Source organism: Microbulbifer maximicatervae (SeqCode), from assembly GCF_052468295.1.
In genome coordinates this window covers 3190595-3205843 of the sequence record NZ_CP174340.1, presented here as the reverse complement: position 1 = coordinate 3205843, position 15249 = coordinate 3190595, and the positions used below count along the sequence as shown (strand labels likewise).

13 protein-coding genes are annotated in these 15249 nt (G+C 50.3%); 10 read left to right on the top strand and 3 right to left on the bottom strand.

Going from position 1 to position 15249, the window contains the following annotated elements; all coding sequences use genetic code 11:
- Positions 1-133: 133 nt before the first annotated feature.
- The 7 genes from ACJJIQ_RS14375 to ACJJIQ_RS14345 all read left to right on the top strand — a co-directional run bounded on the left by ACJJIQ_RS14375 (position 134) and on the right by ACJJIQ_RS14345 (position 6661).
- Complete coding sequence (locus ACJJIQ_RS14375) at positions 134-853, top strand: M12 family metallopeptidase (protein WP_444896421.1); 720 nt, start codon at positions 134-136, stop codon at positions 851-853.
- A gap of 436 nt (positions 854-1289) precedes the next feature.
- Positions 1290-2189, top strand: coding sequence for an S-methyl-5'-thioadenosine phosphorylase (mtnP, locus tag ACJJIQ_RS14370; protein ID WP_445362282.1), 900 nt, complete (start codon positions 1290-1292; stop codon positions 2187-2189).
- A gap of 5 nt (positions 2190-2194) precedes the next feature.
- Positions 2195-3142 carry an arsenosugar biosynthesis radical SAM (seleno)protein ArsS gene (gene arsS, locus ACJJIQ_RS14365; protein ID WP_413662981.1) on the top strand — a complete coding sequence of 316 codons (948 nt, stop codon included), beginning with the start codon at positions 2195-2197 and terminating at the stop codon, positions 3140-3142.
- A gap of 32 nt (positions 3143-3174) precedes the next feature.
- The gene (locus tag ACJJIQ_RS14360) at positions 3175-3858 is read left to right on the top strand and encodes a TVP38/TMEM64 family protein (protein ID WP_445362281.1); all 684 of its coding nucleotides are present in this window, start codon (positions 3175-3177) and stop codon (positions 3856-3858) included.
- Between the two features lie 7 nt (positions 3859-3865).
- Positions 3866-5341: a dihydrolipoyl dehydrogenase family protein gene (locus ACJJIQ_RS14355; protein WP_445362280.1), complete on the top strand. Its 1476-nt coding sequence runs from the start codon at positions 3866-3868 to the stop codon at positions 5339-5341.
- Positions 5341-6015, top strand: a complete 675-nt coding sequence (locus tag ACJJIQ_RS14350) for a TIGR04283 family arsenosugar biosynthesis glycosyltransferase (RefSeq protein WP_445362279.1) — start codon at positions 5341-5343, stop codon at positions 6013-6015. The genes ACJJIQ_RS14355 and ACJJIQ_RS14350 overlap by 1 nt, the downstream gene beginning before the upstream one ends.
- Positions 6008-6661, top strand: coding sequence for a TIGR04282 family arsenosugar biosynthesis glycosyltransferase (locus ACJJIQ_RS14345; protein ID WP_445362278.1), 654 nt, complete (start codon positions 6008-6010; stop codon positions 6659-6661). The genes ACJJIQ_RS14350 and ACJJIQ_RS14345 overlap by 8 nt, the downstream gene beginning before the upstream one ends.
- Positions 6662-6686: 25 nt before the next feature.
- Here the strand turns inward: ACJJIQ_RS14345 and ACJJIQ_RS14340 are convergent, their stop codons facing one another.
- Together ACJJIQ_RS14340 and mltF are read right to left on the bottom strand one after the other, a co-directional pair.
- A complete protein-coding gene (locus tag ACJJIQ_RS14340) occupies positions 6687-7091 on the bottom strand; it encodes a hypothetical protein (RefSeq protein WP_445362277.1) in 405 nt (134 codons plus the stop codon).
- Positions 7092-7185: 94 nt separating this feature from the next.
- Positions 7186-8664: a membrane-bound lytic murein transglycosylase MltF gene (gene mltF / locus ACJJIQ_RS14335; protein WP_445362276.1), complete on the bottom strand. Its 1479-nt coding sequence runs from the start codon at positions 8662-8664 to the stop codon at positions 7186-7188.
- A gap of 413 nt (positions 8665-9077) precedes the next feature.
- Here mltF and purL point away from each other — a divergent pair, with 413 nt between their 5' ends.
- The 3 genes from purL (at position 9078) to ACJJIQ_RS14320 (ending at position 14750) form a co-directional block, all read left to right on the top strand.
- A complete protein-coding gene (gene purL, locus ACJJIQ_RS14330) occupies positions 9078-12944 on the top strand; it encodes a phosphoribosylformylglycinamidine synthase (protein WP_445362275.1) in 3867 nt (1288 codons plus the stop codon).
- A 394-nt stretch (positions 12945-13338) separates the two neighbouring features.
- Positions 13339-13662 carry a TfoX/Sxy family protein gene (locus ACJJIQ_RS14325; protein ID WP_282933807.1) on the top strand — a complete coding sequence of 108 codons (324 nt, stop codon included), beginning with the start codon at positions 13339-13341 and terminating at the stop codon, positions 13660-13662.
- A 203-nt stretch (positions 13663-13865) separates the two neighbouring features.
- The gene (locus tag ACJJIQ_RS14320; protein WP_445362274.1) at positions 13866-14750 is read left to right on the top strand and encodes an aldo/keto reductase; all 885 of its coding nucleotides are present in this window, start codon (positions 13866-13868) and stop codon (positions 14748-14750) included.
- On the opposite strand, the gene ACJJIQ_RS14315 is transcribed toward ACJJIQ_RS14320, so the two are convergent.
- Entirely contained in the window at positions 14747-15247 is a 501-nt protein-coding gene (locus ACJJIQ_RS14315) for a TrmH family RNA methyltransferase (RefSeq protein ID WP_445362273.1), read from the bottom strand. The genes ACJJIQ_RS14320 and ACJJIQ_RS14315 overlap by 4 nt on opposite strands.
- Positions 15248-15249: the final 2 nt, after the last annotated feature.

The window sequence follows — 15249 nt, the reverse complement described above, 5'->3', positions numbered from 1 at the left end:
AAAGGTTTTTTGTGATCTCTCCCCTCTTTTTGTTTTCTATTTCTGTCGGGTGAGTTTTGACTTGCCGAATTTGGTGCGGCAGTGTTGGTTCTCGTTATGGCAGCGAAAATAACTTTTCAGGAGGTGCGTCAGCATGGGGCTAGCTATAGATAAAAATATTCGAAAAATATCCTATAAGATAGACTTTGGTGGATTTTCTTTGGATAGGAATGAAGAGGTAGGTGGGGTTTGGCCGAATGGTGTGGTGAAATATTATGTGCCCTCCAATTTAGATTCCGGTTATGTTAATTCGGTAAAAAAGGCTATGTCTCATTGGGAAATTTGCATTTATCGAAAGTTCAGATTTGCAGCGATTAAGTTTCTGCAGGTTGGAGCGGCAGGCCGTGGAGTGGTTACCATTAAGGACGACCGCAGTAGTGCGACGGTAGGGTTTACCAATAAAACCGATCAATATTGTGGTGTAGATTGGAAAACTAATAGAGCAGCGATTGCCTCCCTTCCCCATGAAATCGGTCATACACTGGGTTTGGCCCACGAACACATGCGTGCCGACGCTCCTCTGTCAGTGAAGAACACACTGGACTCCCTGCAGCAGCAAACTCGGGTGCAAACCCTCACCAGGTTTTTAACACACAATTCTGCTTTTGATGGAAACTCCATCATGATGTATGACGACCAGGCAAGGGCACTGGGGATTGTAAAAAACACTCGTGAGGGAGGCTGTAAAATATCGGCCAATCAGGTGAATAGTTCTACCTGGAATCCCAGTGCTGGGGATCTGGATATGCTTTCATATCTCTATGATGGCAATCGTCAGACCTTGCCCCATTCTTTTGCCGGGCCTTTGATGTAGCCGAAAGAACTAGGGTGCGATGTGGTTATTTTTTTGGAATAAAAAATAAGGGAGTTTTTTGCTCCCTTTTTTATGTTTCTACATGGTGTCGGGCTGAGCTGTAGCGGCCTCTTTAAAGTTCAATTTCATATCTGTTAATTAAGAAAAGACTTTGCTGGGTTTTGCCAGGAAAATATTGCCTTTTCGGTGTCGATGATTATTAACTGTCAGCTCTTAATGTGGCAGATAAAAATTCATTATCGTAAGCTGTAAATCGTGGCGTCCTATTGATCTAAATTCTGAAGAGTAACTCTAACTTACCTGTCAAATTTTAGCGGCTAGGGGTATAGGTAATATAGATACCACTGCTTTTCTAATTTTCCTTTCTCGTAGCTGGTGATATACACGACTTGCCCCCACTCCTATACTGCCGAAAACCAATTGTTTAGGAGCGAATATGACCAGGGCATTGATTGGGGTGATTGGAGGAAGTGGCCTTTACGATATGCCGAGGCTGACTGAGGTGGAGGAGGTCCATATCGACACTCCCTTTGGCAGGACTTCGGACGCCATTGTCTGCGGTAAGCTCGCAGGTGTACCAGTAGCTTTCCTGGCCCGTCATGGTCGCAATCATCACCTGATCCCCTCCCAAGTGCCTTATCGGGCAAATATCCATGCCCTGCGCCAGCTCGGCGTGCGCTACATCCTGTCTCTCTCGGCTGTGGGCTCCCTACAGGAAGAGGTACGGCCGCTGGATATGTTAATCCCCGATCAGTTCATTGATATGACTCGCCGGCGGCAGAGTACCTTTTTTGGAGATGGCGCGGTTGCCCATGTGTCCATGGCCGATCCAGTATGCTCTGCTGTCGCTGATAGTTTGGCGCGTGCTTTCACGCTGACCCAGGCAGAGCAGCCAATTGAGTTACACCGAGGCGGCAGTTATATCTGTATCGAGGGCCCACAGTTTTCCACCCGTGCCGAGTCCCACTGGTATCGCAGTATGGGGGCGTCGGTTATCGGCATGACCAATATGCCTGAGGCCAAGTTGGCCCGGGAGGCACAAATTGCCTACGCCACGCTGGCTATGGCTACTGACTATGATTGTTGGCACCCTCGTGAGGAGGCGGTAACCGCAGAGGTAGCGATTGCGAATCTTCAGCAAAATGCCACGCGCGCGCAGCAAATTGCGATGGAAACCATACGTATTTTAGGCGCTGAGCAACCGGAGTCCTCCGCTCATACAGCACTGTTGAGCGGTCTGGTGACTCCCCTCGAAGCTATGCCTGAGGAAACACAAGCTGTAATAAAACCACTGCTTGCTCCGACAGAACCAGAGCTTGAAGAAATGGAGCAGTGATATCGATGCGTGAGACCTTACCCCTGCTGGAGCTATCGGATTTCCCCTCCCTGCACCGAGGGGCCATTGAGACCTTGCAGGTCAATATTGGCTACCGTTGTAATCAGCGCTGTTTACACTGCCACGTCAATGCTGGGCCTAATCGAACCGAGATGATGTCGGACGACAATTTGGCGCTGTTATTGGAAGTTCTCACGGTCCGTAAACCCCGTGTGCTGGATGTGACTGGTGGGGCCCCGGAATTGCACTGGGGTTTTCGATCCCTTGTAAGAGGGGCGCGAGAGCGTGGAGTACATGTAATAGATCGCTGTAACCTGACAGTTCTTTTTGAGCCGGGCCAGGAAGATACTGCTGAATTCCTCGCTGAAAACCAGGTTGAGGTCGTTGCCTCCCTGCCGTGTTACTCAATCGATAATGTCGATAAGCAACGAGGTAAAGGGGTATTCGATAAGAGCATTGCGGCGCTACAAAAATTAAATGCATTGGGCTATGGCAAGCCCGGCAGTGGCTTAGAGCTCAACTTGGTCTACAACCCCCAGGGACCCTTTTTACCCCCGGAGCAAAGTGCTTTGGAGGCGGACTACCGAAGAGAGTTGGCGAACCACTTCTCCATTAAATTTAATCATTTGTTCGCTCTCGCCAATATGCCAATCAAGCGTTTTGGTTCCATGTTGGTTTCCAAGGGGCAGTTTCACGATTATATGGCGCTACTTAAAGGCAGTTACAGTGCGGATAATCTCGCTGATGTTATGTGTCGTAGCTTGGTTAGTGTCGATTGGCAGGGAAACCTATTTGATTGCGATTTTAACCAACAACTCAACATGCCTATTCCCGGCCGATTACATTTGCGAGATTTAATCGAGATAGATCTAAAGGGATCGGCAATTTGCGTTGCAGATCACTGTTACGGTTGTACAGCCGGGCAGGGAAGTAGTTGTGGTGGGGCTCTCTAGCTTTCTGTTATGGCGGATGGAACCTGAAAACGATGAGTAAAAAAATCCTGCTGGTAGCCGCCATTGTTGTATTGCTGGTGGCTTTCTACTTGCTTGATCTACACCATTGGTTGAGCCTGGAAAAGTTAAAGGATGGAGCGGAGGACTTTAAACGTTGGCAGATGTCGTCGCCGCTTTTAGTCGGGTTTTTGTTTCTGGTCTTCTATATTTTGGTGACTGGCTTATCACTTCCCGGGGCTGCAATTCTAACTATTGCGGCCGGTGCATTGTTCGGTCTTTTCTGGGGTACTGTAATCGTTTCTTTTGCTTCCAGTATCGGTGCTACCCTGGCCTTTTTAATGGCTCGATATTTATTCCGGGACTATATTCAGGGGCGTTTCTCAGAGCGGCTTCAAGTTGTCAATAAGGGAATTGAGCGGGAGGGGGCATTTTACCTTTTTGCGCTGCGATTGGTGCCGGCTTTCCCCTTTTTCCTAATTAATATCCTGATGGGGCTCACCCATATTAAAGCCTGGACTTTCTACTGGGTTAGTCAGCTCGGAATGCTGGCGGGTACGATAGTTTATGTAAATGCCGGCACCCAGTTGATGAGAGTGGAAAATCTCAAGGATATTTTATCTTTGCCACTGTTATTGTCTTTTGTTCTATTGGGTGTGTTTCCCTTAATTGCAAAATATGCGCTCAACTGGCTTAAGCGCAGGCGTCAGGCCGGGTGATCGATTTATGCAGAAACCTAAGAAATTTGATCGTAACTTAATTGTTATTGGTGGTGGTGCGGCGGGCTTGGTCACGGCTTATATCTCTGCAGCGGTTAAAGCAAAAGTTACTCTGATCGAAGCGGGTAAAATGGGTGGTGATTGTCTCAATACCGGCTGTGTACCCAGCAAAGCATTGATTATGTGCGCGCGGCAGGCCCATAGGGCGCGATGTGCAAGTGAGTTTGGCGTTATTCTTCAAGAGCCCGTAATTGATTTTCCCCGGGTTATGCAGCATGTCAGAGAATCTATTCAAGCAATCGAACCCAACGACAGTGTTGAGCGCTATACCGAGCTTGGGGTTGAAGTACTACAGGGAACCGCAGAGTTGGTAGACCCCTGGACGGTGAAGACCTGTCTAAACGATGGGGGAGAGCAAATACTGACGGCGAGAGCTATTGTATTGGCTACCGGCGCTGAGCCGAGTGCCCCGCCGTTTCCCGGACTCGATCAAGTGAATTACCTCACAAGCGATACCTTGTGGGATCGCTTTACCCAGCTACAAGCTCCGCCCCGCCGACTGGTGTTATTAGGTGGCGGGGCAATAGGTTGTGAGCTGGCACAAGCATTGGTCCGGCTCGGTTCGCAAGTCGTCTTGGTGGAGAGATCCGACACTGTATTACCGGAGCTTGATACGGAAGTATCCGCAGCCGTAACTGAGGCGCTCACCCGCGATGGTGTAGAAATATTAACAGATCATGAAGCCGTTGAATTTGAGGGTAGTCCTGAACGAAACGGTGGAACCTTAATTGTTCAGAATAAGGGCAATAAGGTTAGGTTGGAGTTTGATGAAGTAATTCTGGCGCTGGGTAGACAATCGAAATTGGCAGGTCTTGGGCTTGAAAACTTGGGCTTGCAGGAAAGTGGCAGGCTTCAATTGGATGGATACCTGCGTACAACCTATCCCCATATTCTTGCTGCAGGAGATGTTGCTGGACCTTATCAATTTACCCATATGGCCTCCCTCCAGGCCTGGTATGCGACGGTGAATGCACTTTTTGGTGATCTCAAAAAATTTGCCGTAGATTATTCATTAGTTCCCAGTGCCGTATTTGTTGATCCTGAGGTGGCCAGTGTTGGCCTTTCTGAGGAGGCCGCTCGTAAACAGAATGTTAATTACGAGATAACCCGCTACGATCTCGAACATTTAGATCGAGCGATTGTCGATGGTGCGCGCCGAGGTTTTGTGAAAGTACTCACGGTGCCGGGGAAAGATAAAATACTCGGTGTTTCCATTGTCGGAGAAAATGCAGCGGAATTAATTGCGGAGTTTATTTTGGCGATGAAATATGGGTTGGGATTGAATAAGATTTTCTCAACGATTCATATCTATCCCACTATGAGTGAAGCCAATAAATTTGTCGCGGGCAATTGGAAACGTGCTCACGCACCAGCAGCTATTTTACGTTTCTTAGAGGTTTTTAACCGCTGGAGGCGCAACTAATGCAGTTCAGTGTGATAGTCCCTCTATTAAATGAAAAGGAACAAATAGCCTCTTTACTGGATCACTTGCAGCAATTGAACGTGCAGGAAGATTGTGAGGTTATTGTCGTAGACGGCGGCAGTACCGATGGTAGTGTTGAGATTCTAGAGCAGTCTGATTTGCAGCTGGTCCACGCCACTCGGGGTAGGGCGGTTCAGATGAATGCTGGTGCGTTAATGGCTAAAGGTCAGTGGTTAGTGTTTTTGCATGCCGATAGCCGTCTACCCGCAGATGCCCTCAAGTCCATCACAAACCTCGAAAAGGAGAATGCCCACTGGGGGCGTTTTAATATTCAAATTGTCGGACACAGTTTTTGGTTTCCCTTGATTGCGACTTTGGTTAATTTACGCTCTCGTTTTAGTGGTATTGCTACAGGGGATCAGGCCATTTTTGTGCGCCGTGGTTTGTTCGAAGCTATCGGTGGATTCCCTGCGCAGCCGTTGATGGAAGATATTGAACTGAGTCGTCGGTTGCGCAGTTATTACTGGCCCTGTTGTTCTCGGGAAAAAGTAGAAACCTCAGGGCGTCGCTGGGAAAAGTACGGCGTATTGAGAATCATTTTATTGATGTGGCGATTGCGTTTTGATTACTGGCGGGGCGTATCAGCAGAGAGTTTGGCAAAGCGCTATGAGTAGTTTTCTATTGCCGCCCATGCGCCTTGTAGTGATGGCTAAGGCTCCGTTGCCAGGGTATGCAAAAACTCGGCTAATTCCTACTTTGGGAGAGAAGGGTGCAGCCGCTCTCGCATTACAGTTATTGCAGGATACATTGGCAGAAGCGGTGAAGGCAGATCTAGGTCCTGTCGAGCTGCATGTTGCGCCTAGCTCCCGACACCTTTTTTGGCAGGAGTTTAAATTGCCTCAGGGGGTAAAGCTTTACGGCCAGTCAGATGGTGATCTCGGTCAGCGCTTGTGGCGGGCTGCGAAAAGTTCTTATACCGCTGGCCAGGGGCTCTTTTTGTTGGGGACAGATTGTCCGGCATTAAATGCAGAAAGACTCCGATCCGCGGCTGTGGCGCTAGTGCATACGGACTCCGTTATGTATCCCGCAAATGATGGTGGCTACACCCTGTTGGGCTTGAAGTATCTGCATTCTCGCTTGTTTGAAGATATATGTTGGAGTACTGAAGTCGTTGCCCAGCAAACCCTGGAGCGATTACAGGAATGTGATATGCAGTGTCAGCAATTGGATGTGCTTGCGGATATTGATGAACCTGAGGATTTGCAGTTTTTACCTAGAAATCTTTCGAGGCGTCTGGCAGATTTTCGGGAAGCAGATTAAAAGTAATCGAGAGTAAGGAGTATTTCTAGCTTGAACCAGGAAGTGCTGGCTCTAGGAATATAACTTCCCGCGTGACCTGCCAGCGCCCATCTTCATGAATCAAATCGATCGCCAGTTTTAACAGTTGCTCCTGGCCAGCCAAATTGTTTTTTCGCGAGAAGATTACTAAAGCACCGTTTTCATTTGCCACTATGTGGTGAATTTTTTTCCAGTCGTTGAGAGGTAGTTCACCCGCGTCACGCTTGGCTTTAAACATATTGATGAAGGCCGTTTTGTCTGCCACCGTGACCCGGTCCGAAGGGTCTAGTATGAAGACCTGCATTTCCTGGTGGTAGACACTTTCCAGTTCGTCTTCTCTGCAGTACACCCCGGCCTGCACGAGGTAGTCAATAAACTGCTCGATCTCTCTTACCGTATCTGGATTATCCATTGCTCAGGCACTCCAATCGGGACCAGATGAATATAGATTAAGGTGGAGATATTTGGGGCTTTCTGCGGCCAGGCTAAGCTGGCCTAGAGGGGGATTAGAGAGCGGGGGCGGCGCTGGCTTCGGAATTCACTGCGCTGTGCTCAGCAAGGATCCCGCCGTTTTCATCATTGGCTGCGGCCAATCGTTGTTCCTCGATGCGGCTACTCCAGCTCAGAAGGGCTTGATAGTGGCGGATATTCTGTACATAAGTCACCGGCTCCCAGCCTCGGGCATAGCCGTGTTTGGTGGTCTTGTAATACTGACGCTTGGCCAGAAGGGGCAGGTGTTCGCGCACATCGGGCCAAAGATCTGGATTGCCGCCCATTCGTTCTGTCAGTACCCGGGCATCCTCAAGGTGGCCATAGCCTACGTTGTAGGCAGCCAGGGCCATCCAGGTTCTGTCGGGCTCGCGAATGCGATCCGGCAGTTTGTTGCGGATTTGTACGATATAGCGGGCACCACCCTCAATGCTCTCTTCGGGGTTTAGGCGGTTTACACCGAGATCTTTTGCGGTGTTCAGAGTCAGCATCATCAGGCCTCGCACACCGGTGCGAGAGCGGGCACGCGGATTCCAATAGGATTCCTGGTAGCTGAGGGCCGCTAGCAGGTGCCAGTCGAGGTCATATTGGTCGGCAACCTTTTGCATGGTGCCGCGCCACTGGGGCAGGCGCTCGCGGCTGCGCTTGGCAAAGGCCTTGGCGCCGCCCACATTTAGGTCGCTGACGTGGCCAAAAAACTCTTCCCGCAACTGGGCAATCATGCCATTGGTATTGGCGCGCAACATAAAGCGGCGTGCACTGCGATAGAGGCTGTCGTCATCACTTTGTGGGAAGGCCCAGGAAACCGGCTGGAACTGGGTGAGGTTGAACGCAACCGCGGTGTTTGGGTAAAGGCCGCGGTGAACCGCGTAAGCGTTGGAATCGACAATTGCATAATTGTATTTTCCTTCCTGCACCATCTCCACCAATTCCATGGCGTCCACGTCGGAGACTTCCTCCCAATCCAACTCTGTATAGCGGGTGGAGAGTTTCTTCATTTCTTCTGCGTGAGCACTACCGGCAATGACGGCGACCTTTTTTCCTTCGAGATCGCTAGTTTTGCGCGGCCGCTGTTCGCCAACTCGGTAGATAACCTGTTGGCGAATTTCAAAATAGGATGGGGTAAAGCGGACTTGTTCGCGACGCTCTGGAGTTACCGTGAGGCCGGCAGCTGCGAAGTGCGCGCCACCCTCCGGGTCGCGCAGCTGGTCGAACATTTCGTCCAGATCGTGCACGTCGCGAATTACCAATTTCACCCCCAGCTCTTCAGCAAATGCACGCAGCATGCCGTATTCAAAGCCGGTCGGGTTGCCAGAGGCGTCTTCGTAATAAGTGGTGGGGCCGTTTTGTGACAGGACAACCAATTCACCGGTGGCTTTGACACGCTCGAGTGTATTCGGTGCTTTACTGGCAACCAGCAGGGAGGCGCAGCAGGACAAGGCGATCCCTTTGCACACACGGCGGACGTAGCGCAGCATACGGCTTTTCATCATCATAGGCTGTCCTCTCTAGCTAGTCCGTTGGTTTATTTGCTGTTGTGCCTAAGGCCCTGTATGTCGATTTCGCTCTCAAATACGAGGGCAAAATTTGACGCAGTCCGCCAATTTTACATTATTTGACGACAATCTGCCCAGTTTGTCTTTTGAACACTGTGATCTGCGCGCTTGCAAAGCATTACAGACTTAGATAGGCGAGCCTGACTTTGATACAAAGTTGGTTTATTTACAGCCAAGCTTGCTGGTCTTTTGAACATTCAGGTTACTAATTAGTTCATGTGTACCCAAGTGTCGGGCGGGTGTGTTGGAGTAGCGATGCTTCAGGTACAATTGCGCCTCTCAAATTTCCGGGGCCTTGTGCGAAATCCCATTCGCGCAATCTTTCTCATTTAGACAAGAGGCTATCTCCCGCAATGTTAGTTCTGCGTGGTGCTCCTGCACTGTCGAAATTCCGCCATAAAAACCTGCTCAATCAACTGCGCGCGCTGCAACCGACGATCGACGATCTCTACGCTGAGTTCGTTCACTTTGCAGACAGCGACTCACTGGATAACCAGGAGATGGCCCTGCTGGAGCGACTGCTCCAATACGGCCCAACCGAGGAAAAGCACGAGCCGAAAGGCGAGTTGATCCTGGTAGTGCCGCGTCCGGGCACAATTTCTCCCTGGTCTTCCAAGGCTACTGACATTGCTCATAACACTGGCCTGAACAAAGTTCATCGCCTGGAGCGTGGCATCGCCTACTACGTTACCGGTGTCGAGTTAACTGAAGCTGAACGCCTTGTACTGGCCTCCCGCTTACACGATCGTATGGTTGAAGCGGTATTCACCGATTTTGCTCAAGCTGAGCAATTATTTGTGGAAGAAGCGCCGCGCCCGCTGCGCGGTGTGGATATTCTCGAGGGTGGTCGCGAAGCTCTGGAAGATGCCAATGTCACCTTGGGCTTGGCCTTGGCCGAAGATGAGATTGATTACCTGCTCACCAGCTTCCAAGAGCTGGAGCGCAACCCTACCGATGTAGAGCTGATGATGTTTGCCCAGGCAAACTCCGAGCACTGCCGCCACAAGATCTTCAATGCCTCCTGGACCATCGACGGCGAAGAAATGCCGCACTCCCTGTTCGGCATGATCAAGAATACCTACCAGAAGGGGGGGGACAATGTGTTGTCCGCCTATGCGGATAATGCAGCCGTCGTTACTGGTAGTGAAGCGGGGCGTTTCTATCCAGACCCCGAGACCAAAGAATACGGTTTCAGCACTGAAGCCATTCATCTGCTGATGAAAGTGGAAACCCACAATCACCCTACCGCGATTGCTCCTTTCTCCGGTGCTGGTACCGGGGCCGGTGGTGAAATTCGTGACGAAGGTGCAGTTGGCCGTGGCTCCAAACCAAAAGTGGGCCTGACCGGTTTTACGGTTTCCAACTTGCGCATTCCCGGCTGGGAGCAGCCTTGGGAAGCCAACTATGGCAAGCCTGAGCGTATTGTTACCGCTCTGGATATTATGATCGAAGGCCCGATCGGTGGTGCAGCATTTAACAATGAGTTTGGCCGCCCGAATATCTGCGGTTACTTCCGTACCTTTGAGGAAAATTTCGATGGCGAGCGTCGCGGCTATCACAAGCCGATCATGTTGGCTGGTGGTTACGGCAATATCCGCGAAGAGCATGTAGACAAGCCCGAGTTTTCCCCTGGCGCCAATCTGGTAGTGCTGGGTGGCCCGGCCATGTTGATTGGCCTCGGTGGTGGTGCAGCCTCCAGTATGGCCAGCGGCTCCAGCTCTGAAGATCTGGATTTCGCTTCAGTACAGCGCCAAAACCCGGAAATCGAGCGTCGCTGCCAAGAGGTGATCGACCAGTGCTGGCAGCTGGGTGAGAGCAATCCCATTGCCTTTATCCACGATGTGGGTGCGGGCGGTTTGTCCAATGCTTTCCCCGAGTTGGTAAAAGATGGTGGTACTGGCGGTAATTTTGAACTGCGCAATGTGCCCTGTGATGAGCCGGGTATGAGCCCGCTGGAAATCTGGTGTAACGAATCCCAGGAACGCTATGTACTGGCAGTGATGCCGGAAGACCTGGAGCGCTTTGAGCAAATCTGTGAGCGTGAGCGCGCGCCTTACGCCGTTGTCGGTGAAGCTACTGAAGACAAGCACCTGCTGTTAAATGACAAGCAATTCGAATCCAAGCCTGTGGACCTGCCGATGTCGGTGTTGTTCGGCAAGCCGCCGCGCATGCACCGTGAAGCAGAAACTCGCCAGGTGGAAAGTAAGGCATTTTCCACAGCAGATATCGACCTGAATGAAGCGGCTGAGCGGGTGCTGCGCCTGCCCACAGTGGCTAGCAAGAGCTTCCTGATCACTATCGGTGACCGCACTGTAACCGGTCAGGTTTCCCGCGATCAGATGGTCGGTCCCTGGCAGGTGCCGGTGGCCGATTGCGCGGTAACTACCGTTGCCTATGACAGCTACGCCGGCGAAGCCATGTCTATGGGTGAGCGCACCCCGGTGGCATTGCTGGATGCACCGGCCTCGGGCCGCCTGGCAGTGGGTGAGGCAATTACCAATATCGCCTGTACCCCAGTGAAGCAACTGTCCGATATCAAACTCTCCGCCAACTGGATGTGTGCAGCGGGCCATCCGGGTGAAGAGGAAAAACTTTATCGAACCGTAGAAGCGGTGGGTATGGAGTTGTGTCCTGAATTGGGCATTACCATCCCGGTGGGCAAAGACTCCATGTCTATGCGCACTGCCTGGGAGGAAGAGGGCGAGCAGAAATCGGTTACTGCACCGCTGTCTCTGGTAATTTCTGCCTTTACTCCGGTAACTGATGTCCGCAAGACAGTGACACCGCAGCTGCGCACCGATAAAGGTGAGAGTGAGTTACTGTTTATCGATCTGGGTGCCGGCAAAAATCGCTTGGGCGGCTCCTGTCTGGCGCAGGTCTACAACGAGCTGGGTGACAAGCCCGCAGACCTGGACGATGCCAAGAAACTGAAAGGTTTCTTCGAGGTGGTACAGCAGGCTCTGAATGAAGACCTGATCATGGCCTACCACGACCGCGCTGACGGCGGTCTGTTTACAACCCTGGCGGAAATGGGCTTTGCCGGCCGCGTGGGTATGGATGTGGAAATCTACGAATTGGGTGAAGACCCGATTGCGGCGCTGTTCAGTGAAGAGCTGGGTGCGGTATTGCAGGTTCCCGCCTGTGAAGCGGATATGCTGGTACAGCGCTTTGCCGCTGTGGGTGTACCCACCCACAAGATCGGTTACCTGAACAATAACGAACACCTGTGCATCACTAATAACGGTGTTGAAATCTTCAAGCGCTCCCGTGCTGAATTGCAGCAGATCTGGTCAGAAACCAGCTACCGTATCCAGTCCCTGCGCGATAACGCCGAGTGTGCCGAGCAGGAATTCGCTGCAATAGCCAAAGAAGACCCGGGCCTGACAGTAAACCTCACTTTCGATATCAACGACGATATCAGCGCACCCTATATCACTAAAGGTGTTCGCCCGAAAGTTGCTGTACTGCGAGAGCAGGGCGTGAATAGCCAAGTGGAAATGGCGCACTCTTTCCACCGCGCTGGCTTTAACGCTGTCGACGTACATATGAGTGACATCCTGTCTGGCCGTGTAGCCTTGGATGAGTTCAAAGGTTTGGTGGGCTGTGGTGGCTTCTCTTACGGCGATGTACTGGGTGCTGGTGAGGGGTGGGCTAAAACCATCCTGTTTAACGATCGTGCCCGCGATCAGTTTGAGGGCTTCTTCAATCGCAACGATACCTTCGGCTTGGGGGTGTGTAACGGTTGCCAGATGTTCTCAGTGATCAAAGAGCTGATACCAGGTGCTGATCACTGGCCGCGCTTTGTGCGCAACCTCTCCGAGCAGTATGAAGCGCGCTTCGCACTGGTAGGCATTGAAGACTCACCTTCCGTGTTGTTTAAAGGTATGGCGGGTACTTACATGCCGGTTGCCGTTGCTCATGGTGAGGGGCGAGTGGAGTTTGCTGACCAGCAGGCGCTCGAGAAGTGTGAAGCTTCCGGCACTATCGCGATGCGCTACCTGAATAACAAAGGGGAAATTACCCAAACTTATCCGGCCAACCCCAACGGCTCGGTAAATGGTATTACTTCCCTGAGTTCTGAGGATGGCCGCGTGACTATTATGATGCCGCATCCTGAGCGTGTTGCTCGAGCTGTTAGCAATAGCTGGCATCCAGATGAGTGGAAAGAAGATTCCGGCTGGATGCGCTTGTTCCGCAACGCGCGGGTGTTTGTCGACTAAGACAAGTCATTCCCTCGGTTTTTGCCTGCCGAGGTACGCGTAAAGACTGTGGTGGCCGTTTCAGGTCACCACAATCTTTAGTAAAAATAGAAATATTTCTGTAATATTTTTCAGCCCTTTCATTTCCTGGCGTATTTTTTCCCTTCCTTAAAGTAGAAACTTCAGCTACTGCTATACTTAAACGATTATTCGAAATAACGTTTTTGCTATGGTGCAGTTATCTGTTGTATTTGCAGTTTACTTGCTCATTGCTCCATCCAATGTCTTGCTGGGATTAGGGTTCACATTTAATTCCGCTCGATTCTTTTCAAATTTCATCGTTTTTAACCTTTTCAGAAAAAAGCAGTTTCTGAGGGGGTATTCCTGCCTGGTAAAAGTGATTAAGGAGAAAACTATGGCGTACAGCGAAACTCTGGCTGAAAAAGTGCGCAAATTACTTCAGGGAAATGAAGGCCTCAGTGAAAAGCAGATGTTTGGAGGTCTCGCTTTTATGTTGAATGGCAATATGGCCTGTGGGGTTGTTGGAGAGGAGTTGATGGTCCGGGTTGGGCCTGATGAGTATCAAACTGCGCTGGCCGAACGCTATACCCGGCCTATGGATTACACCGGGCGCCCCTTAAAAGGCATGGTGTATGTGGAAGAAGATGCTGTCGCAGAGGATTTGGATAACTGGGTCAGTCGTGGAGCGGTATTTGCGGGCTCACTTCCTCCAAAATAATCGCTTATATTCACTGAACTTAGCAAATTAGTTTCTTTTTATTGCATGGTGAGTGATTAGCAGTCAGGAGTTGGCGTGAGTTCGCTGTTTTCTACGCGTTGACTTCTGTACGGCCTACACTCAGCGAAATAAATGTGACCCCGGTTCTATTCCCTCTTGGTCCTTGCTGATTTACCGCTCAGTAGTCTGAAAGGATATTGATTATGTATTTTCTCGAATTGAATAACGGTGTAGAGATACCTCAGCTCGGCATGGGAATGGCTGCGATTGGCAGCTGGCAGCAGGATGATGAGTATGTAACAGAAGTTATCTTGAAAGCCATGTCTGTGGGATATCGTCATTTTGACACAGGATCGGTCTATGGAAATGAGCGAGCGCTGGGAAGAGCGATCAAAGAATCCGGCTTAGCGAGGGAAGAGCTTTTTATTACCAGTAAAGTTTGGGATACGGAGCAGGGAACTAATAAAACTCACGATGCATTTGCCCGTAGCCTGGAGCGCTTGCAGCTGGAATACTTGGATCTATATCTGATCCATTGGCCTATGCCGGCCTATACCCGGGAGACCTGGGGTGCAATGGAGGCGCTTTACCAGCAGAAAAAAGTGCGGGCCCTGGGAGTGTCAAACTTTCGTAAATCTGATATTGAACAACTGGCGACTTTCTCGGAAGTGCGCCCAGTTTGTAATCAAATTGAACTGCATCCCTACTTCACTCAGCAGCCTTTAGTAGATTATTGCCAGTTCCATAAAATTGCGATTTGCAGCTGGTCTCCTTTGGGGTCGGGATCTACATGGAGCGGTGTCGAGGCTCATGAAAAACCTCTCATAGATCCAGTAATTGTGGATATTGCGAAAAATCACGGGGTGACTTCGGGGCAGGTTATCCTTAAGTGGAATATCCAGCAGCATCGCATAGTTATTCCCAAGGCGGAAAGCCTGGATCACATACGCAATAACTTCTTAATATCTGATTTTAATTTAAGCAATGCGGAGATCCAGGCAATTAATGGATTGAACTGCAATAAAAGGTTGGGCGGTGATCCCGATTATGTTAATCAGAAAAATATAATGGTCAAAGTGCCCGATTAAATTTTTTCCAACAAAGCATAGGTCGCTATAGCGCAGGCGGAAGTAACATTCATTGAAGAATTGATACCCTGCATAGGTATGTGTACCACAGCATCTGCCAGTTCCAGAAGTTCAGGGTTGACCCCATCCTTTTCAGAACCCAATACCAAACATATTTTATCCCCTTTGGAAACGGGGGTATCTTTGAGTTCGACGCTATTTGAGGCAATTTCCAGGCAAATTAATCGATAGCCCTTATTTTTTAAGGTTTGCGCGATATTGACTGCAGATGAGTGATATTCGTAGGGAACGTACTTTTCTGTAGACCGGGAAACTTTCCGAATTTTGGAATTAGGTGGAACCAGGCTTTCACCAGTTAAATAAATTTTCTCTACGCCGAGTGCATCGGCGATACGAAATAGGCCGCCGACATTGCTCGGTGTACCGATATCGGTGGCTAAATAGCATAATGGGTAAGTGTCTGTGCTGGGTTGATGACTACTGTGATCTGTCTGCATTT